The 18,975-nt window shown below is 46.2% G+C and carries 16 protein-coding genes and 1 pseudogene; 5 read left to right on the top strand and 12 right to left on the bottom strand.

Features of this window, described 5'->3' with window-relative positions:
* Positions 1-157: 157 nt before the first annotated feature.
* The 5 genes from gyrA to FTU50_RS13595 all read right to left on the bottom strand — a co-directional run bounded on the left by gyrA (position 158) and on the right by FTU50_RS13595 (position 7,244).
* Positions 158-3,121, bottom strand: a complete 2,964-nt coding sequence (gene gyrA, locus FTU50_RS13615; protein WP_180069840.1) for a DNA gyrase subunit A — start codon at positions 3,119-3,121, stop codon at positions 158-160.
* Between the two features lie 439 nt (positions 3,122-3,560).
* On the bottom strand, positions 3,561-4,262 hold the full coding sequence (locus tag FTU50_RS13610) for a hypothetical protein (protein WP_180047343.1): 702 nt from the start codon (positions 4,260-4,262) through the stop codon (positions 3,561-3,563).
* A 175-nt stretch (positions 4,263-4,437) separates the two neighbouring features.
* Complete coding sequence (locus tag FTU50_RS13605) at positions 4,438-5,370, bottom strand: FAD-binding protein (RefSeq protein WP_005176532.1); 933 nt, start codon at positions 5,368-5,370, stop codon at positions 4,438-4,440.
* Between the two features lie 18 nt (positions 5,371-5,388).
* Positions 5,389-6,138: an electron transfer flavoprotein subunit beta/FixA family protein gene (locus FTU50_RS13600; RefSeq protein WP_005176529.1), complete on the bottom strand. Its 750-nt coding sequence runs from the start codon at positions 6,136-6,138 to the stop codon at positions 5,389-5,391.
* Between the two features lie 500 nt (positions 6,139-6,638).
* Positions 6,639-7,244: a LysE family translocator gene (locus tag FTU50_RS13595; RefSeq protein WP_163142459.1), complete on the bottom strand. Its 606-nt coding sequence runs from the start codon at positions 7,242-7,244 to the stop codon at positions 6,639-6,641.
* Positions 7,245-7,357: 113 nt separating this feature from the next.
* Here FTU50_RS13595 and FTU50_RS13590 point away from each other — a divergent pair, with 113 nt between their 5' ends.
* Positions 7,358-7,852 carry an Lrp/AsnC family transcriptional regulator gene (locus tag FTU50_RS13590; protein ID WP_045795165.1) on the top strand — a complete coding sequence of 165 codons (495 nt, stop codon included), beginning with the start codon at positions 7,358-7,360 and terminating at the stop codon, positions 7,850-7,852.
* Positions 7,853-7,934: 82 nt separating this feature from the next.
* Here FTU50_RS13590 and FTU50_RS13585 read toward each other — a convergent pair whose 3' ends face one another.
* The 7 genes from FTU50_RS13585 to FTU50_RS13555 all read right to left on the bottom strand — a co-directional run bounded on the left by FTU50_RS13585 (position 7,935) and on the right by FTU50_RS13555 (position 14,088).
* A complete protein-coding gene (locus FTU50_RS13585; RefSeq protein WP_034597425.1) occupies positions 7,935-8,306 on the bottom strand; it encodes a hypothetical protein in 372 nt (123 codons plus the stop codon).
* Positions 8,307-8,520: 214 nt separating this feature from the next.
* The gene (locus FTU50_RS13580) at positions 8,521-9,447 is read right to left on the bottom strand and encodes a tyrosine recombinase XerC (protein WP_163145990.1); all 927 of its coding nucleotides are present in this window, start codon (positions 9,445-9,447) and stop codon (positions 8,521-8,523) included.
* 34 nt (positions 9,448-9,481) lie between these two features.
* Entirely contained in the window at positions 9,482-10,105 is a 624-nt protein-coding gene (locus FTU50_RS13575) for an alpha/beta fold hydrolase (RefSeq protein WP_180047341.1), read from the bottom strand.
* A gap of 89 nt (positions 10,106-10,194) precedes the next feature.
* Complete coding sequence (gene dapF / locus FTU50_RS13570; RefSeq protein WP_016659990.1) at positions 10,195-11,040, bottom strand: diaminopimelate epimerase; 846 nt, start codon at positions 11,038-11,040, stop codon at positions 10,195-10,197.
* 13 nt (positions 11,041-11,053) lie between these two features.
* Complete coding sequence (gene lysA / locus FTU50_RS13565; RefSeq protein ID WP_016659989.1) at positions 11,054-12,298, bottom strand: diaminopimelate decarboxylase; 1,245 nt, start codon at positions 12,296-12,298, stop codon at positions 11,054-11,056.
* 22 nt (positions 12,299-12,320) lie between these two features.
* Complete coding sequence (locus tag FTU50_RS13560; RefSeq protein WP_016659988.1) at positions 12,321-12,551, bottom strand: lipoprotein; 231 nt, start codon at positions 12,549-12,551, stop codon at positions 12,321-12,323.
* Between the two features lie 133 nt (positions 12,552-12,684).
* Entirely contained in the window at positions 12,685-14,088 is a 1,404-nt protein-coding gene (locus tag FTU50_RS13555) for an amino acid permease (RefSeq protein WP_104471246.1), read from the bottom strand.
* A 314-nt stretch (positions 14,089-14,402) separates the two neighbouring features.
* On the opposite strand from FTU50_RS13555, the gene FTU50_RS13550 reads away from it, so the two are divergent.
* From FTU50_RS13550 to FTU50_RS13535, 4 genes and pseudogenes are all read left to right on the top strand, one after another.
* Positions 14,403-15,752 carry a sodium:alanine symporter family protein gene (locus FTU50_RS13550; protein WP_034597619.1) on the top strand — a complete coding sequence of 450 codons (1,350 nt, stop codon included), beginning with the start codon at positions 14,403-14,405 and terminating at the stop codon, positions 15,750-15,752.
* Positions 15,753-15,887: 135 nt separating this feature from the next.
* A complete protein-coding gene (gene radA, locus FTU50_RS13545; protein ID WP_168396299.1) occupies positions 15,888-17,279 on the top strand; it encodes a DNA repair protein RadA in 1,392 nt (463 codons plus the stop codon).
* Positions 17,280-17,400: 121 nt separating this feature from the next.
* A pseudogene (locus tag FTU50_RS13540) lies at positions 17,401-18,400 on the top strand (Tim44 domain-containing protein).
* A 353-nt stretch (positions 18,401-18,753) separates the two neighbouring features.
* A partial coding sequence (locus tag FTU50_RS13535) for a transposase domain-containing protein (RefSeq protein WP_180047331.1) occupies positions 18,754-18,975 on the top strand: 222 nt, incomplete at its 3' end.

Here is an 18,975-nt window from a genome sequence, read left to right as displayed (position 1 = left end):
TCATGAAATACGGTATTCTGATGTGACAAAACCTGAATCCTGGTCGTTAAAGTGTTTGTTTACACTCATATTTTAACTGTTAGGACTCAGGTTTTTTTATTTAAAGCAAACTATGGGACAGCAGTGCGCCGAAGCGTCCTTTTCATGAGAAGAGAAATTATTCTTCAGCCGGTTTTTCATCCTGCTCAGCAGATGCTGCATCGGTCTCTAGCGTATCTAAAGCTGTATTTTCATCAGCTAAATCTTCAGAAAATTCATCTTCTTCCACGGCTTCAATCGCTTCTACACCCACCAGCGTTTCGTTTTCACCTAAACGGATTAAACGTACACCTTGCGCATTACGACCGGTTTCCGCCACTTCCGAAGCACGGGTACGTACCAGCGTACCGCCATCCGAAATCAGCATCAATTCTTTCGAAGCATCAATGGCCACCGCGCCGACCAGTTCACCGTTACGTTCAGAGGTCTTGATTGCAATTACACCCTTACCGCCACGTTTTTTGGTCGGGAAGTCATCGACCGGAGTACGTTTACCATAACCATTGGCGGATGCACACAGCACTTCACCGGTTTCTGGTACCACGACCAGCGATACAATCCGGCTCACAAAATTGCTGTCGGTTGCATCATCTTCGCTATCGGCTGTATCGTCTTCGGCTTCTTCCGCTTGCGCTGCCCCAATGGTGACACGCATACCACGCACACCCTTGGCTGAACGGCCCATGGCACGAACATCAGTTTCAGCAAAACGGATCGCCTTACCTTCATTCGAGAACAGCATGATTTGCTGTTCGCCATCGGTAATCGCCACGCCAATCAGGGTGTCTTCTTCGTTCAGTTCAATGGCACGTAAACCGTTAGAACGCACATTGCTGAACTGCTCCAGCTCGACACGTTTAACCGTACCAGACGCTGTTGCCATAAACACATAGAAGTTTTTGCGCAGATTTTCAGCCTGCTCGGCAAATTCTGCAACAATTTCATCATCCAGGTCTGTGGCTGACAGCTCTAGGCCCAGCTGCTTTAACTGAACACGCAAGGCATCCGACAGATCATCACCATCTGCCAGTTCTGCAAACGCGGCTTCAAGTTCGGCATAATGGCTAGCAATCACTTGATTTTGCTGTAATTGTGCTGAGTTGGCTTTCACAAAACTACGGAAATCGGCCAGACGCTCTTTGAATTTCTTCGGTGCATCAATTACTGGCAGAATCGCGGTAATGGTTTCATTGGCATCTAATGGCAACAGGTTGACCATTGGACGGCCTTTCGAACCACGTGAAGCTTGTGGCACTTCAAATACTTTCAGGCGATAGACCTTACCGACATCGGTAAAGCACAGTACGGTCGCGTGGTTCGAGGTGACAATCAGATGCTGGATATAATCATCTTCTTTCATGCTTGTGGCAGACTTACCACGACCACCACGGCGCTGAGCCTGATAATCGGACAATGGCTGAGTCTTGGCATAACCGGATTGTGAAACGGTTAACACCACCTGCTCTTCAGGAATTAAATCTTCACGCGAGAAGTCGATGCGGGATTCAACAATTTCAGTGCGACGTGCATCGCCATATTGCTGCAATACCAGCGCCAGCTCTTCACGAATCACCGCCATCAATAAATTAAAGTCATTTAAAATAGCAGTGTATTCGGCGATTTGCGCCAGAATTTCAGAATATTCTGCATGTAACTTGTCTTGTTCCAGACCGGTTAAGCGGTGTAAACGCAGTTCCAGAATCGCACCGACCTGCGCTGGAGAAAGACGGTAAACATCTCCATCTAAACCAAATGGACGGCTTAAATCTTCACCTTCAATTTCATCCGGGCGAATAGACACGGAACCGGCTTTTTCCAGCAATGCCACCACACCACCAGCGGCCCATTCGCCAGCCTGTAAACGCTCACGCGCTTCGGCCGGGTTGGCAGAAGTTTTAATGGTTTCGATGATGGCATCAATATTCGCCAAAGCAACGGTCAGACCTTCCAAGATATGACCGCGTTCACGTGCTTTGCGCAGTTCATACATGGTACGGCGAGTCACCACTTCCTGGCGGTGACGGATAAACGCAGCAATGATGTCTTTCAGGTTCATCAGTTTTGGCTGGCCGTTGTCGAGGCAGACCATGTTGAGGCTGAACGAGTTTTCCAGCTGCGTGTTCAGGAACAGGTTATTGACGATGACTTCGGCGTTCTCACCACGTTTCAAGTCAATCGCAATGCGCATACCGTCTTTATCGGACTCGTCACGTAACTCCGAGATTCCTTCCAGTTTTTTCTCTTTAACCAGTTCAGCAATACGCTCAATGGTTTTGGCTTTGTTAACCTGATACGGAATTTCAGTAAAGACAATGGTGGTACGACCAGATTTCTGGTCTTCTTCAAAATGATATTTACCACGGATATGCAAACGGCCTTTACCGGTACGGTAAGCATCGACAATGCCCGATTTACCGTAAATGATGCCGCCTGTCGGGAAGTCTGGACCACTGATGTGTTCCATCAGGCCTTCAATGCTGATATTCGGATTATCGGCATAGGCCAGGCAGGCATTAATCACTTCGGTAAGGTTATGCGGTGCCATGTTGGTCGCCATACCGACAGCAATACCGGCAGAACCATTCACCAGCAGGTTTGGAATACGGGTTGGCAGAACGTCAGGAATACGCTCCGAGCCATCGTAGTTATCGACCCAATCTACGGTATCTTTTTCCAGATCGGCCAGGAGTTCATGGGCCAGCTTGGTCATACGTACTTCGGTATAACGCATTGCGGCCGCACTATCGCCATCAATCGAACCAAAGTTACCCTGACCATCCACCAGTTGATAGCGCAGACTGAAGTCTTGCGCCATACGAACGATGGTTTCATAGACTGCAAAATCGCCGTGTGGATGGTATTTACCGATCACATCACCCACAACACGGGCAGACTTTTTGTAGGCTTTGTTGTAGTCATTGCCCAATTCGTGCATTGCATAAAGCACACGACGATGAACAGGTTTTAAACCATCTCGTACATCTGGCAATGCCCGTGACACAATCACGCTCATTGCATAATCGAGATATGAATGCTTGAGTTCATCCTCAATGGCAATCGGTCTAATTTCCGATACGCTCATGCATACTCCTTGTTATACAAGCAGATTTCTGCCCGCATTTTATATCGTAAATTTGGCAAAAAATTTAACTCAAAACTTGAGTTAAAAAACGAAAATTTAGCTGGGAATTATAGCATAAATAGTCCTATTTTTGTGTCATCCTGTTCATCTTAATCTCGTTAATTTTCTAATGTTTAAAGATGAGTTTTTGGTACATTTTTAAGCTATTTTTGCCAATCGGTCTTGCAGCTACTTTTCATCAGCATATCCAGCTGTGAAATCCATCGCGCCACATGGCATTTCTGCTCATTTGATCAATATTGCGCTATGCATAAAATATACGCTTTGCGACAAAATTGGCCTTGGATCAAGCAATCTTCTTTTTTGAAATAAAAGACATAAAAAAATCATGCCTCGGACAAGGCATGATTTATATTTGAGAGCATGATGTGAAACCGACTTAGTTCTTGGCCACCGCTTCGTGATCATCCAGCTCCAGATATACTGGCTCGGCCACCACTGGCGGTTTATCCTGCTTCATAATATGCAGAGTCATCATGAATAAGCCCAGGATTAACGGGAATTCATACATTTCTTCCATAAAATCTTTATAAGCCACATCGTGCAGGAAAATAAAGCTGATGGCACGGCCATGTTCGATAGAATCTGCGGCAATTAGACCGACTACACTCAAAATTAAAACCCAGAGCGGCAAGGATACCGACTTAAATTTACGCACAATTTCGGCACACAAATGACGAGAGAACAGCATAAACACCACAGGCGCAATCAGCACAATTGAAATCGCTCTGAAATACACTTTCGGCACTTCCGGAAAATAATCTCGCCCCCAGCTGATACTGCGGCCAAACAACAATAGCCACCAGCAAATTGCCCATAACCAGAACTGCTTTTGTCCATCCGCCAAATCAAAAGGACGGATATAAAAATAACTGAATATTGCACAGAACAATAATAAGAAAGCCTGAACATTTTCAACGCCACGCACGAGCTGACCATCTAAAAGTGGCAGATGCAAATCGACCAGGAATGGCAAACCTAGACACAGCAGAAATAAGATAAAGACTTGATTGGACAATCGGGTATCAAAACTCAATGGGAGACTCCGGCTGACGAAATCAAAGATTTCAAAAACCGGCATACTAGCATAATTTTTAGACTCTTCTGCTGTTTATTGAATTTAACAATACTAAAAATGTTAAATTTTGATGAATTCCGATAAAAAATTACAGAATAAAAAACGCCCCTGAACAAAACAGCAAAGTAAAAACTTTTACTGCTTGCGCAAGAGCGTCTTTTTAATCGAAGTTCAGGAATTAGATTTTAGAAACCAATTCTGGAACTACAGTGTTCAAGTCACCTACTAACCAGTAGTCAGCTACTGCATTAATTGGTGCTTCTTCATCTTTGTTGATCGCAACGATCACTTTAGAGTCTTTCATACCGGCCAAGTGCTGAATCGCACCTGAGATACCTACAGCGATGTACAGATCAGGCGCAACAATTTTACCTGTTTGACCAACCTGCATATCGTTTGGCACGAAGCCCGCATCAACCGCTGCACGAGATGCACCTTGTGCTGCACCCAGTTTGTCTGCCAGTGGATCAAGTACTTTGTGATAGTTCTCACCTGAACCTACACCACGACCACCAGATACTACAATACGCGCAGCTGTTAATTCAGGACGTTCAGATTTCACGATTTCTTCGTTCACAAACTTAGAAATACCTGCATCGCCTGTAGAAGCTGCTGCTTCAACCGCAGCTGAACCACCTTCCGCAGCAACCGCATCAAATGCTGTACCACGTACAGTACCTACAACAATTGCTTCTGAAGATTCAACAGTTGCAATCGCGTTACCGGCATAAATTGGACGCTTGAATGTGTTTGGGCTGTCCACTGCAATAATGTCAGTAATCATGCTGACATCCAGCAATGCTGCAGCGCGAGGTAAAATGTTTTTACCTGTCGTGGTAGATGCTGCAAGGATATGGCTATAGCCTTTACCCAATTCAGCAACCAGTTTTGCGACATTTTCAGCCAGCTGATTTGCATAGGCAGCATCATCAGCCAGTAATACTTTGCTCACGCCCGCAACTTTAGCTGCCTGATCAGCAACTGCTTGCGCGCCAGAACCAGCAACCAATACAGTGATATCACCACCGATTTTTTGAGCTGCAGCCACAACGTTTAACGTTGCACCATTTAGTGCTTTGTTGTCGTGCTCAGCGATAACTAAAATACTCATGATTTATATCCTTCTGTATTAGATCACTTTCGCTTCATTTTTTAATTTTTCAACAAGCTCATCTACAGACTTCACTTGTACGCCCGCTTTACGTTCAGCTGGTGACTCAACTTTTACAGTTTTCAGTTTAGTCCCGGCTGATACACCGTAATCTGCAGGAGACTTGGTATCCAGCGGTTTTTTACGCGCTTTCATAATGTTTGGAAGTGCCGCATAACGTGGCTCATTCAAACGCAAGTCAGTCGTGATGATTGCTGGCAGTGATAATTCAACAGTTTGTAAACCGCCATCGATTTCACGTGTCACTTGTACTTTGTCGCCGTCTACTTTCACTTCAGAAGCGAATGTACCTTGACCTGCGCCCAGTAAAGCACCCAACATCTGACCCACCTGGTTTGAGTCATCATCGATTGCCTGTTTACCTAAAAGGATCAGTTGTGGCTGCTCTTGCTCAACAACACCTTTTAAAATTTTAGCCACTTCAAGTGCGCCAATTTCATCTGCAGTTTCAACTAAAATACCGCGGTCAGCACCAAGCGCCATAGCAGAACGGATTTGTTCCTGCGCTTCTTTAGGACCGATAGAAACAACAACGATTTCTGAAACTGTTCCTTTTTCTTTTAGACGAACCGCTTCTTCCACGGCGATTTCACAGAATGGGTTAATTGACATTTTAACGTTAGTAAGGTCAACCCCACTATTGTCCGGTTTAACGCGAACTTTAACGTTGGCATCAACCACACGTTTTACAGCAACAAGAGCCTTCATGTAATCCTCGGCTGTTTTAGTAAATGTAAAAGATAAGAAAAGTTAAGATAACTCTTCACTTAAATTTTTGTAGGTGTCTTATCTTGCAATGGGTTTGGCATTTCGGTCAAGTCACAATTGCCCAAGAAGCTGTAAAAATGCGTAAAAATAGCTGAACGTTGCGTTCATACTTTTTTCATCCAGCTTAACCCAGCTATATTTCAGCCAGATTAAGCTATATTTTAACCATTGATTTATATTATCTTTTTATCTTATGTATCACATCAGTTGTTCTGATTAACTAGCCAACACAATAAAATGAATTATTATTCATTTTTTACCATAGTAAGCCAAAACCTGGCTATTTTGATGTCATTTAGGATAGCAGTTTGTATGCTCTGCCAGACTTTGGTCTAAGATGACCATCGGTTCATTTCTGTTTTTGTAACAATTCTCTTTTTCACGCTCTCCATATAAAAAAGCATGTCGACCTAGGACATGCTTTTTCTAAATTTCAAGGTTTAATTAACCATTAACCAGCTGGCCGCCAGCGCCAGTAAACCACCAGATGTACCATCAATCCACTTCTGTTTGCGTTCATCCAGCTGGGTTTTCTGGGTAATTTTGGCAAAGATCAGACTTAATGCGCAGTACACAATAAAAATCAGTCCAATAAAAATGCAGGACAATAACAAGCCTTGGGTAACGGTATTTCCAGTTTTATCAATAAACTGCGGCAAAATCGCAAAGTAAATCAGCATGCCTTTCGGATTCAACAGTGCCGTAAAAAATCCTTTGCGCACCGGATGACTGCTGCTGCGACTTTCAATCGCCAGCTTTTTCTTGCTCAATACCGACTTGAATAAACCCACCGCCAAATACAGCAAATATGCGATACCTAACCAGCGAATCGCCTCAAATAACAGCGGAAAGGACACGATTATCGCGGCAATTCCCAACGCCACCAGAATCGAATGCACTAGATAACCACAACATACACCGATTGTGGCCATCATGCCTGCTTTTGCATCTTTACCCATCACTTGCGACAAAATGAATAACATATCCGGCCCCGGCGTAAAAATCAGCGGCAACACAGTCAATGCAAAAAGTACCCATACAGACATTTCCTTTTTCCCGTCGTACTTGAGAAAGTGAAAATTAGTATCTGCGAAACGCTATAAAATAGGATTTCAAATATTCTATAATCTAAATAATTTTTCAAATTATCTTCTAATTTATGAAGCAATATCCAAAGTCTGTTCGAATAAAGCTGGATCGCATCGACAAAAATATCATTCGAGCTTTACAGAACAATGGCCGCATTCAGAATAACGATTTGGCCCGTGAAATTGGCCTGTCGCCGTCCTCCTGCTTAAGACGGGTGAAAATTTTAGAAGAAGCCGGAGTAATCCAGAATTACACTACGGTGGTGGACCCGCATAAGATTGGGTTTCAACTGATTTTATTTTCCCGGATCTGGCTGGTCGGGCAGGATGCCGAAACTATTGATACCTTCATTGAGGCGATGAAAGAATTACCGCAGGTGATGGAGTGCTATATTATTTTGGGGGAATGCGATGCGATGCTGAAAGTGGTGGTGCCCGATTTAGAAAGTTATCGTAAATTTCAGTCCACCCATTTAACCAAAAAAAATGGCATCACCAGTGTCAAAACCGATTTGCCAAGTCAAATTATTAAACAGAGTTTTCAGCTGCCGCTGGAAGATTTATAAGCCTAGTTGGCGATTTTGAAGATTGTTAAGTTGCAGCACGCAAGATAACCTTCTCTTGCTATGCTGCACGCAGTACTTATATTTAAGCCTGCTGACCATCCAAAAAGTCGCGGTGCACGTGGCTTAAATCAATCAGGTCATATTCAGCCAGATTAAACACTTTCCAGACCTGCATAAAATCTTCAGTTGCATCGACGGTTTGGGTCAATTGCTGGCTTTCCTGCCACTGACGATCGGAAATCCATAAATAGCCTTGACCTGTTTCCGTATGAACCGCCTGCACCTTACCTTGTGCGTTAATGCCTTGAATCACGGCCTGTTCAGGTAAAATGGCCTGCATAGCTGGCAGGTTAATTTCCACAAAGTGTTTCACCTGTCTTAAACCATAACCGGCAAAAATTTCTTTTTGCGCCGGACTCAGCTGTTCATATTTTTGTTGAATATCCGAAATCATATCTATGCCTTTACATTTTTCCCAAATCATCAATCAGGTTGGGTCCTCGGAATTTTTGTGCTCGCTCTGAATATTACTCGAGTCAAAAATTAACCCTCTTTATACGCCATCTCCACCTTTATTTTTATTCTACAATGGTGGCACATGCTCATGCCTGACACCTCTATTCTAGTCTTTCACCCGTGAATTGAAAGTCCTTTTCACTTGCCTCAATTCAGCCCTGCTCTTTGCGCTGCGCCCTTGGATGAGCCTGATCATAAACCTGCGCCAAATGATCAAAATCGACATGAGTATAAATTTGCGTGGTGGTCAAATTACTGTGCCCCAACATCTCCTGCACCGCACGCAAATCACGGCTATTAGATAACATGTGGCTGGCAAAACAATGTCGCAATAAGTGCGGATGCAAATCGACATTGACACCAGCACGCTGGGCCTGCAACTTGACCCGGTTTTCAATTTGCCGCGCACCGAGTGGCTGACCTTTTTCCGTAATAAACAGCTGCGCATCCGGGACAAAATCACCCTGCCACAGCGGATAAATCTGTAGCCAGCGCATCACACTGTCTTTGGCTTTAGAACCAAACGGTACCACCCGGGTTTTATTGCCCTTACCGGTAATCCGCAATAACTGCCGGTTAAAATCCAGATCTTTAATTCTTAAGCCCTGTACTTCCGCCAGGCGCAATCCACTGGAATACAGCAGCTCTAAAATCGCTTTATCACGGACCCAGAGCTGTTTTTGCCGCTCTGACTCCGGCTCTGGCTGATCTAAAATCTGCTGTACCGTTTCAATATCGACCATGCCCGGCAAAGGACGTGGCTGACGTTTTAGCTGAAAATCATCAGCCGGATTAAACGCCAAATAACCCCCCTGTTCAGCCCATTTCATAAACTGGCGAATAGAAGACAACATGCGCTGCAAACTGCTGGAACTCAACTGCTGCGCTTCGACCTTATGCGCCAGAAACTCACGCAAGTCAGCGGTTTCCACATCGGCCAGCGGCATGTTTTTCTGCTGACAAAAATGAAGGAAATCACCAACATCACGTGCATAAGCATGCAAAGTATGTGCCGACTGATGCTGGATTTCGCGTTGTTTCAGCCACATCTCCAGTAACTGTTCAGCACTTAACTTCATCACACCATCCTATGTTCTGGTAAAAAATTGTCTTTTAAAAAGTAGCTTTGCAAAAATAGTCGTGTAAAAAACGGTTGATCTCCCCGGCGACACGTTCAGCCTGCGAGGATGCAAACCAGTGATCAGCATCGGGCATAATCACCAATCGGGCATTCGGCAACTGCCGGGCCAGAAACTCACCAACGGCAACCGGACTCAATTCATCCTGATCGGCCCAAAGCAATAACACCGGCAGATCAATACTGGCCAATTGTTCCGGATGATAATAGGTCTGATCTTCCACAAACCACTGCGGCAGCTTGGCCCATTGCAGGGGTTCAATCTCACGCCAGTCTTTGGCCTGAAACGAAGTTAAATCCAGTCCGCCCGAAGTAGCCATTAACACCAAGGCCCGAAGTCTATTCGGCTGCTGCAATGCAGCGGCTATGGCCAACACTCCGCCCATCGACTGGGCAATCAGAATGCTGTCCTCTTCAATCTGACTGATCACCCGCGTTTTCAGATCGGCCAGACTCTGAATGCTGGCATCGGCTTCTACCCCATCAAAACCAGGATAAGCAATCACGGTTTTCCGGGCCGATGCTGGCAACCGGGCCATTAACGGCTGCCAGAATTGCTGACTACCTGAGGCACCCGGCAGAAAAACAAGTTTATGCATCATCATGGCTCTGCAGGCAAAACTCAAATCATCCTAACATAAAAAAGCACCGTGAATAGAACGGTGCTTTTGTATAGGAAATGGTCAGATTAGCCCTGGAAATAACGTAAATCCAGACGGCCTTCATAGACATTGGCAGTTGGACCGGTCATCCAGACCACATCGCCTTCTTTCCATTCGATCTGTAACTTGCCACCCGCCAGTTCAATTTCAACTTTGCTGGCCAGTAAGCCACGGCGCATGCCTGAAACTGCTGCTGCACACGCGCCCGTACCGCAGGCCAGCGTTTCACCGACACCACGTTCAAACACACGTAAACGGGCATGCTGTTCATCCAGAATTTGCATAAAACCGGCGTTCACGCGCTGCGGGAAACGCTCATGCGATTCAATTTGTGGACCTAAACGTGCGACATCAGCCGTCAGAATATCCTGCACAATGGTCACAGCATGTGGATTACCCATATTGACCACATCAATGCTCAGCTTCTCTTCATTGGCCAGCATCAGGTCATATAAGTTATCCGGTTCATCGGCAATAAACGGAATTTCTTGCGGCAGGAATTTCGGCTGCCCCATATTTACCCGCACCCAGCCATTTTGACCCAGTTCCGGCTCAACAATCCCGGCTTTGGTTTGCACCTTGATTTTGGTTTTACTGGTCAGCTGGCGCTCATGCACAAAACGCGCAAAACAGCGTACGCCATTACCACACTGCTCGACTTCTGAGCCATCGGCATTAAAAATACGGTATTTAAAATCGGCATTCGGAACATCAGGTGGCTCAACCACCAGCAACTGGTCAAACCCGACACCAAAGTGACGGTCGGCCAGACGCTGAATGGTCAGGCTATCGAAATAGGCGCGCTGGCTGATTAAATCAACCACCATAAAGTCATTGCCCAGACCATGCATCTTGGTAAATTCTAAAAACATCCTGATTTACTCCTTAAGGCAATAAACGCTCACGTTCCCAGAGTGATTCAATGGTTTCACGTTCACGAATCAGATGCGCCTGATCACCATCGACCATCACTTCTGCAGCACGGCCACGGCTGTTGTAGTTGGAGCTCATCACAAAACCATAAGCGCCGGCACCCAGCACTGCCAGTACATCGTTTTCCTGAATGGCAAGATCACGCTCTTTACCAAGGAAATCACCTGTTTCACAGATGGCACCGACTACATCCCACTGTTGGGTTTCGACATCGGTACGTGGCGTCACCGGCTGAATGTCCATCCACGCTTCATATAAAGCAGGACGAATCAGGTCATTCATTGCCGCATCAATAATTGCGAAATTACGGTGATTGGTCGGTTTGAGTAAATCGACTTTGGTCAGCAGCACACCGGCATTGGCGGAAATACTCCGGCCCGGTTCCATATACACTTTCAGGCCCAGTTTTTCTAAAGCCGGGCGCAGTGCATTGGCATATTCTTCAACCGATGGCGGAGTTTCATCTTTATAGGTCACGCCCAAACCACCACCAATATCAATGTGTTTGAGTGTAATGCCCATCTGTTTCAGCTGCTCAATCATCAGCATGACCCGATCCAGCGCATCAACAAAAGGCTGGGTTTCAGTCAGCTGTGAACCGATATGGCAGTCAATCCCGACAATGTCCAGATTAGGTAACGATGCCGCATATTGATAGGTATCAAATACACTATCTGATGGAATACCGAATTTGTTTTCTTTTAAACCGGTTGAAATATAAGGATGGGTTTTGGCATCGACATCCGGATTCACTCGTAAAGAAATTGGCGCTTTAACCTTCAGTTCAGCCGCCACTTTCTGAATCCGATCCAGCTCTGCATAGGATTCAACGTTAAAGCAGGCAATGCCCACTTCCAGTGCTTTTTTAATGTCAGCTTCGGTTTTGCCCAAACCAGAAAAAACGATTTTCGAAGCATCACCACCGGCTTTCAATACGCGTGCCAGCTCGCCGCCGGTCACGATATCAAAACCCGCACCGAGCTTGGCCAATACATTCAGCACCGCAATATTGGAGTTTGACTTGACCGCAAAACAGATTTGATGGTCGATAAAGCCAAAAGCACGATCCATATCTAAATAATGCTTTTCAAAGGTTGCTTTTGAATAAACATAAAGTGGTGTGCCAAATTGCTGCGCCAGCTGTTGTAAAGAACATTGTTCGGCGTGCAAAACCCCATTGATGCGGGTGAAACTCATGAATGTATCCTTTCTATGAACGTTAAGGTGTCGTCGTGGAATTCGAAGCTACAGGTGCAGCAAACTGTTGCTGTACCGGTGCAGGTGTCGGCTCTTCAGGATGTTGCTCTGAATCGACATTGGGATATAACAGATATTTGGCACGTTTGTCGTAATTTGGATCACTCGGCAACTGTAAAGCTCCCGATTGACCACAACCGACCAGTACAAAACTGGCTGTCAATAAACTGATGCAGCAAATGACAGAACGCATCTGACCACCTATTTAAAATTTTCCATGAAGTATAACGCGATCACTGCTGTGACCAAAGTGTTAAACGCTAGAGATTAGCTTGTGCCATAAAAAAACGCCAGTTGGACACTGACGTTTTTTGTTGTGCAATGGCTTATTTCTGTTTTGGCTTATAGAAACCGAAATAGCCAATCAGCAGAATCACAAACCAGATCGGACTGATCATTAAGGCTTGCAAGGTATCTGACTCCAGAGACAGCACATAGATCATACTAATAAAGAAGATGATCACCATCCAGCAGGTGAACAGGCCACCCGGCAATTTAAAAGTCGACTGGGCATGCAGTTCCGGACGGGTTTTGTAATAGACAATATAGCTCCAGATAATAATCAGCCAGACGCAAATAAACAGAATGGTCGAAAGCGTGGTCGCCAACGTAAAGGCTTTCACGGTATCGGGTACAAAGTATTGTAACGCTGCACCCAACAGCAGACACACCGCCGAGAAATACAACGCATTGGCTGGTACTGCACGTTTATTTAAACGGCCAAAAGCTTTAGGGCCCTGCTGCTCACGTGACAGACCAAACAGCATCCGGCTGGTTGAGAATACACCACTGTTCATCGACGACATCACCGAAGACAGCACCACCAGATTCATGATAATCGCCGCGGCCGCAATACCCGCCTGACTGAACAAGTTGACAAACGGCGAGATATTCGGATCAATCTGGTTCCATGGCGTTACCGACATCACAATTAATAAGGCCAATACATAGAAAATGATGATACGTACCGGAATCGAGTTCACCGCTTTCGGCAGGTTTTTCTCTGGGTCTTTAGTTTCAGCCGCTGTGGTACCGACCAGTTCTACCCCAACAAAGGCGAAAATCGCAATCTGGAAACCGGCCAGGAAGCCCATAGTACCTGTCGGGAACAAGCCGCCATGACTCCAGATATGCGTAAAGGATGCCACTGTGCCGGCATCTGAGGTAAAGCCGGTAAAAATCATCCATAAACCGACTGCAATCAGCACAATAATGGCAATAATTTTAATTAGCGCAAACCAGAACTCCATTTCACCAAACAGCTTCACGGTCACCAGGTTCAAGCCCATAATGAAGACAATAGCTGCAATACTGATCATCACCCCTTCTTCAGGCGTAAACGGCATCCCGCCATTAAAGAATTGCAGGTAATAAATAATTGCCGACAGGTCTGCAATCCCGATGGTGATCCAGCACAGCCAGTAGGTCCAGCCAACAAAATAGCCGGCCCACGGGCCAATCAGGTCGGTGCTGAAATCAATAAAGGATTTATATTGCAGATTGGACAGCAACAGTTCGCCCAGCGCCCGCATCACGCAGAACACCATAAAACCAATAATCATATAAATAATCAGGATCGATGGCCCGGCCAGGCTGATGGTTTTGCCTGAGCCCATGAACAGTCCTGTTCCAATGGCGCCACCAATGGCAATCAGCTGTAAATGCCGGTTAGATAAGCTTCGCTGCAGATCGCCTTTTTCTTGTGACGAATTTGTATTTTGATACGACATTATTGAATTCAACTTCAGTGTTAACCACGACAAACTAACGTAAAAGAAATCAGAAAACAAAAAGAAATGCCGCTTCATCTATATTTTCTGCGGAATAATTAAATTTAATTTATTTTTCTTATAACAAAAAGTTATCAATTTATCCAAAGGGAGGATTGACAAGGTTTATATCAATTTTCTTGTCAAAACATAAATTCTGTGTAACAAATAAAAATGCAGCACGCAACTATATCTCTTGCTCAGGATGAGCATGGCATATCAATTGCTTATATAGAAAACAAAATATCTATTTTGAGACATAAGAAGAAACAATGATGCAAGATTTACAAACACTCATGGAAACCCTTAGTGGCTGGGTCTGGGGCCCATATATGCTGGTGCTGATTGTCGGTACCGGGATATTCCTGACCTTCCGCCTGCTGTTCTGGCAATTCCGGATGCTGCCGTTGGCCTTTAAACAGGTTTTTGGCAAACACCCGGACAAACATTCCGGCGATATTTCCCAATTCGCCTCCCTCATGACCGCACTTTCTGCCACCATTGGTACCGGTAATATTGCCGGTGTGGCCACAGCCTGCGTACTTGGTGGTCCGGGCGCCGTATTCTGGATGTGGATGACCGCCCTGTTCGGGATGGCGACCAAATATGGCGAAGGTGTTTTGGCGGTCAAATACCGGGTAAAAAACGAGAAAGGTGAAATGTCCGGTGGTCCAATGTATTACATTGAACGTGGCCTGAAATGGAAATGGCTGGCGCTGATTTTCGCCTTTTTCGGTGCAGTGGCCTCCTTCGGGATTGGTAGCTCGGTGCAATCCAACACGGTAGCACTGGCCGTTGAAAATGGGTTTGGCCTGGAAACCTGGATTACCGGCATCATCATTACCGTATTTTCAGCCCTGGTAATTCTGGGCGGGATTAAATCCATCGCCAAAGCCTCTTCGGTTATTGTGCCGATTATGGCGGTTGGTTATATGGCCGGTGGTTTGGTCATCATCCTGAATAACCTTGAACTGGTGGTGCCAGCACTCAAAATGATTGTCACCTATGCCTTTACCGGTGAAGCTGCCGCAGGTGGTGCGATTGGTGCCGCGATCCGTTATGGTGTTGCGCGCGGGGTCTTCTCCAATGAAGCCGGTATGGGTTCTGCGCCAATTGCTGCCGCTGCGGCCAAAACCGACCATCCGGCACGTCAGGGTCTGGTTTCAATGACTGGTACCTTTATTGACACCATTATTGTCTGTTCAATTACCGGTATTGTGCTGGTCATGGGCTTTATTATGGCCGGCCAGTCTTTTGGTGATCAGAACGGTGCAGTACTGACCATTAGCGTATTCGACAAACTGCTGCCGGGAATCGGGGGCTGGGTGGTGACTTTCGGGGTGATCTTCTTTGCCTATTCGACTATTTTAGGCTGGAGCTATTACGGTGAAAAATGTGCGACCTATCTGCTTGGTGAGAAATTTGTACTGCCGTATCGCCTGATTTACATTGCGTCGGTGTTTATTGGCTGTGTCGCAACTCTAGATCTGGTCTGGCTGTTTGCCGATACCTTTAATGGTTTAATGGCAGTACCGAACTTGATTGCCTTATTGCTGCTGTCGGGTGTAATTGCCAAAGAATCGAAAGATTTTATTGCACGACGCAAATCCGGCGAACTTTACTAAAGCGTTCAAATCAAAGTACAAGATCAACCACCTGCGGGTGGTTTTTCTTTGCCGGCGTATCAACAATTTGAAAATCGGCATTTCCTCTGTATGCTGTGGGGCAAGATTTAAAAAACACATTCCAGACGTTTATTTATGGCAAAAGCAAAAAGTGTCTATCGCTGTGAACAATGCGGCGCAGATCATCCCAAATGGGCCGGTCAATGTTCAGACTGTGGTGAATGGAACTGTTTAACCGAAGTCAGCATTGCCCCTGCGGTGACCCATCGTGCCCAGCCACGTATGGGCGGCGGCTATGCCGGTCAGGCCTCAACTGTAACTACTTTAAACCAGATTTCAGTCTCTACCGAAACCCGCCTTGCCACCGGTATTGGCGAATTTGACCGGGTACTTGGTGGTGGTTTGGTCACTGGTTCAGTGGTGCTGATTGGTGGTGATCCCGGAATTGGTAAATCGACCATTTTACTGCAAACCGCGACCCATATGGCCGCCAGCAACAGCGCTGCCTTATATGTCACTGGTGAAGAATCCTTATCACAGGTGGCCTTACGCGCGCAGCGTCTGGATTTACCGACCGATCAGCTCAAAGTGATGGCTGAAACCTGTGTGGAACGGATTTGTGAGGTACTGGCCCAGCAACGTCCTGCGGTGGCGATTCTGGACTCCATCCAGACCTTATATACTGAAACCTTGCAGTCTGCACCGGGTGGCGTATCGCAAATCCGTGAATCGGCGGCGCTCCTGACCCGTTTTGCCAAAAATAGTGGCACAGCATTGTTTATTGTCGGTCATGTGACCAAAGAAGGTGCATTGGCCGGGCCACGTGTGCTGGAACATATGGTGGACTGTGTGCTGTATTTTGAAGGTCAGTCCGATTCCCGCTACCGGATGATTCGTGCGGTCAAAAACCGTTTTGGCGCGGTCAATGAACTGGGCGTGTTTGGCATGACCGATAAAGGCTTGCGTGAAGTGGCCAATCCGTCAGCGATTTTCCTGAGCCGTTATGATGAAGCCATTCCCGGCTCAATTGTGATGATTAGCCGCGAAGGTACACGACCGCTGTTGGTGGAAGTACAGGCACTGGTCGATGATGCACATGGTCAGCCGCGCCGGGTTGCACTCGGCTTAGAACAAAACCGGCTGAATATGCTGCTGGCGGTGATGCATCGTCATGGTGGTGTGCAGACGTCCGGTCAGGATGTCTATGTCAATATTGTCGGCGGGCTGAAAATTACCGAAACCGGCTCCGATCTGGCGGTGCTGCTGGCCTGTGCTTCCAGTATTCGCGGCAAAGCCCTGCCCCAGCAACTGGCGGTGTTTGGTGAAGTCGGTTTATCCGGTGAAATCCGTCCGGTGCCGAATGGTCAGGAACGTCTAAAAGAAGCGATTAAACATGGCTTTAAATATATTATTTTGCCACGTGCCAATGCACCGCAAAAAGCGATTCCAGGGGTGCAGGTGATTGCGGTGGCCCGTTTGCATGAAGCCCTGAGCGAGGCCATTAGTTTAAGTGAAGAACTGCACTAGAGCCTTTGCCCTATTTTTTGAGCTTTTCATGTGAAAAAAGCTGAATTCTGTATTGAAATTCGGGACAAATGCCTGCATAAATACAGGGCGATAAATTTCTTTTTTTAAATAGGAAAAATTGATGGAAGTTCGACAGCGTGGTTTGATGGCTGGTATTTTAACAGCTGCCCTCTTGGTTGCCCCTTTAGCAGCCGAAGCAAAACGTGCCGGTGGTGGTAAAAGCCATGGCATGAGCCGTTCAGCAACACCAACTCAATCTTACCAACAGCCTCGTCAAGCTACTCCTGCACAACAGCCCGCTCCAGCTACTGCGCCTGCGCAGCAAAAATCTGGTCCGGGTGTCGGTGGTATGGTCGCTGCGGGTGTTGCAGGTGCTGCGATTGGTGCAGTGGCTGCCAATGCCTTAGCAGATGATCAGCCAGCCAGCCAGGCACAGGCTCAACAGGAGGAAGAAGGTGGAATCCCAGGCTGGATCTGGATTCTCCTCGCTGCAGCAGTCGCCTTCTTCATTTTCCGCAAGATGGGCGCAAAAAAAAAAATTAGCAGCCAATAACCCGTATGCGCCAAATAACGGTGCCAATAACGCACCGTTTGGTCAATCTGCTGCTGCACCACGTGCCGGTGGCGATAACACCAATATCTTTGGCCAGAACGTCGGTGGTTCAGCCCCAACCAACAATGCGCCATTTGGTGCAGCACCAGTGAATAACGCTGCCTTTGGTACCGCGTACACCAACAGTGGTAACCAGTTACCAGATGGTACGGAGCCAGCAGCCTTTCTGCGTGTTGCACGTCAGCGTTTTAACCATATTCAGTCTATGAATACGGCCAGCAATATTGCTGAAATTCAGCGTTATTTAACCCCTGATCTGTACCAGTCGATGTATCAGGACATCATGGCCAATCAGGATCAGGATGTGGCTGAGTTTTCTAACCTGAATGCGATGGTGGTCGATTATGCTACTGAAAATGGTCAGTATGTAGTGAGTGTGCGCTTTACCGGTACGGTGAGTGAAGATTTAAACAGCTTGCCACAGCCATTCACTGAAATCTGGCATTTTGTTAAGCCAGCAGGTTCTAGCCAGGACTGGTTGGTTGCGGGTATCCAGCAAGAACACTAATTAAACCTAAGATCAAAAACAGCGGCTTCGGCCGCTGTTTTTGTTTTTGCACCGCCTGCGGAATGTTATTCATTTAGTTGCTTTATTTTGTCCCCAACCGATTATCTCGAGGGATGGAAAGACCTAGAGATGTGATACAGCGATCATCTCTATAAGACGGTATGTCTGCTCTGCGCCATTCAGTACGTTCCTACGTATTTTCGCTTGATCTTACAATATCGCTCTTCACTAACAGACTGCTGATAAAAATCACCCATTAAAAAAAGCCCCTACCTGCGGTAATGCCAGTCAGTTAAGCAAATATTAGAAAAATGTAGTAAAAATGAGTGTATGTAAATACGCTCATTTTTTTTATGTCTTTATCTGAACATTTAGAATCCACTCTTGAACATGCTCTCCCATCACTTAGCCATTTTTGTGAACTTATTGACTTAAATTGGATTGAAATATCTCTGCATCAAACAGGTAAGGCATCGATCAGAAGGAGAAAATTACCTGCTGAGCACGTGGTTTGGCTTGTTCTTGGGCTTGCCTTGTTTCGCAATCAACCCATCAGCTATGTGGTAGAACAATTA

Source organism: Acinetobacter sp. YH12112 (assembly GCF_013418945.1).
GTDB lineage: Bacteria > Pseudomonadota > Gammaproteobacteria > Pseudomonadales > Moraxellaceae > Acinetobacter > Acinetobacter indicus.
Note: the sequence above shows the minus strand (reverse complement) of the source record. Positions and strands in the feature narration are given on the sequence as shown.

Excerpts from the sequence above, each read along its gene's own strand:
- gyrA (WP_180069840.1), bottom strand. The coding sequence starts at position 3,121 with ATGAGCGTATCGGAAATTAGACCGATTGCCATTGAGGATGAACTCAAG.
- FTU50_RS13610 (WP_180047343.1), bottom strand. The coding sequence starts at position 4,262 with ATGCCGGTTTTTGAAATCTTTGATTTCGTCAGCCGGAGTCTCCCATTG.
- FTU50_RS13605 (WP_005176532.1), bottom strand. The coding sequence starts at position 5,370 with ATGAGTATTTTAGTTATCGCTGAGCACGACAACAAAGCACTAAATGGT.
- FTU50_RS13600 (WP_005176529.1), bottom strand. The coding sequence starts at position 6,138 with ATGAAGGCTCTTGTTGCTGTAAAACGTGTGGTTGATGCCAACGTTAAA.
- FTU50_RS13595 (WP_163142459.1), bottom strand. The coding sequence starts at position 7,244 with ATGTCTGTATGGGTACTTTTTGCATTGACTGTGTTGCCGCTGATTTTT.
- FTU50_RS13590 (WP_045795165.1), top strand. The coding sequence starts at position 7,358 with ATGAAGCAATATCCAAAGTCTGTTCGAATAAAGCTGGATCGCATCGAC.
- FTU50_RS13585 (WP_034597425.1), bottom strand. The coding sequence starts at position 8,306 with ATGATTTCGGATATTCAACAAAAATATGAACAGCTGAGTCCGGCGCAA.
- FTU50_RS13580 (WP_163145990.1), bottom strand. The coding sequence starts at position 9,447 with ATGAAGTTAAGTGCTGAACAGTTACTGGAGATGTGGCTGAAACAACGC.
- FTU50_RS13575 (WP_180047341.1), bottom strand. The coding sequence starts at position 10,105 with ATGCATAAACTTGTTTTTCTGCCGGGTGCCTCAGGTAGTCAGCAATTC.
- dapF (WP_016659990.1), bottom strand. The coding sequence starts at position 11,040 with ATGTTTTTAGAATTTACCAAGATGCATGGTCTGGGCAATGACTTTATG.
- lysA (WP_016659989.1), bottom strand. The coding sequence starts at position 12,298 with ATGAGTTTCACCCGCATCAATGGGGTTTTGCACGCCGAACAATGTTCT.
- FTU50_RS13560 (WP_016659988.1), bottom strand. The coding sequence starts at position 12,551 with ATGCGTTCTGTCATTTGCTGCATCAGTTTATTGACAGCCAGTTTTGTA.
- FTU50_RS13555 (WP_104471246.1), bottom strand. The coding sequence starts at position 14,088 with ATGTCGTATCAAAATACAAATTCGTCACAAGAAAAAGGCGATCTGCAG.
- FTU50_RS13550 (WP_034597619.1), top strand. The coding sequence starts at position 14,403 with ATGCAAGATTTACAAACACTCATGGAAACCCTTAGTGGCTGGGTCTGG.
- radA (WP_168396299.1), top strand. The coding sequence starts at position 15,888 with ATGGCAAAAGCAAAAAGTGTCTATCGCTGTGAACAATGCGGCGCAGAT.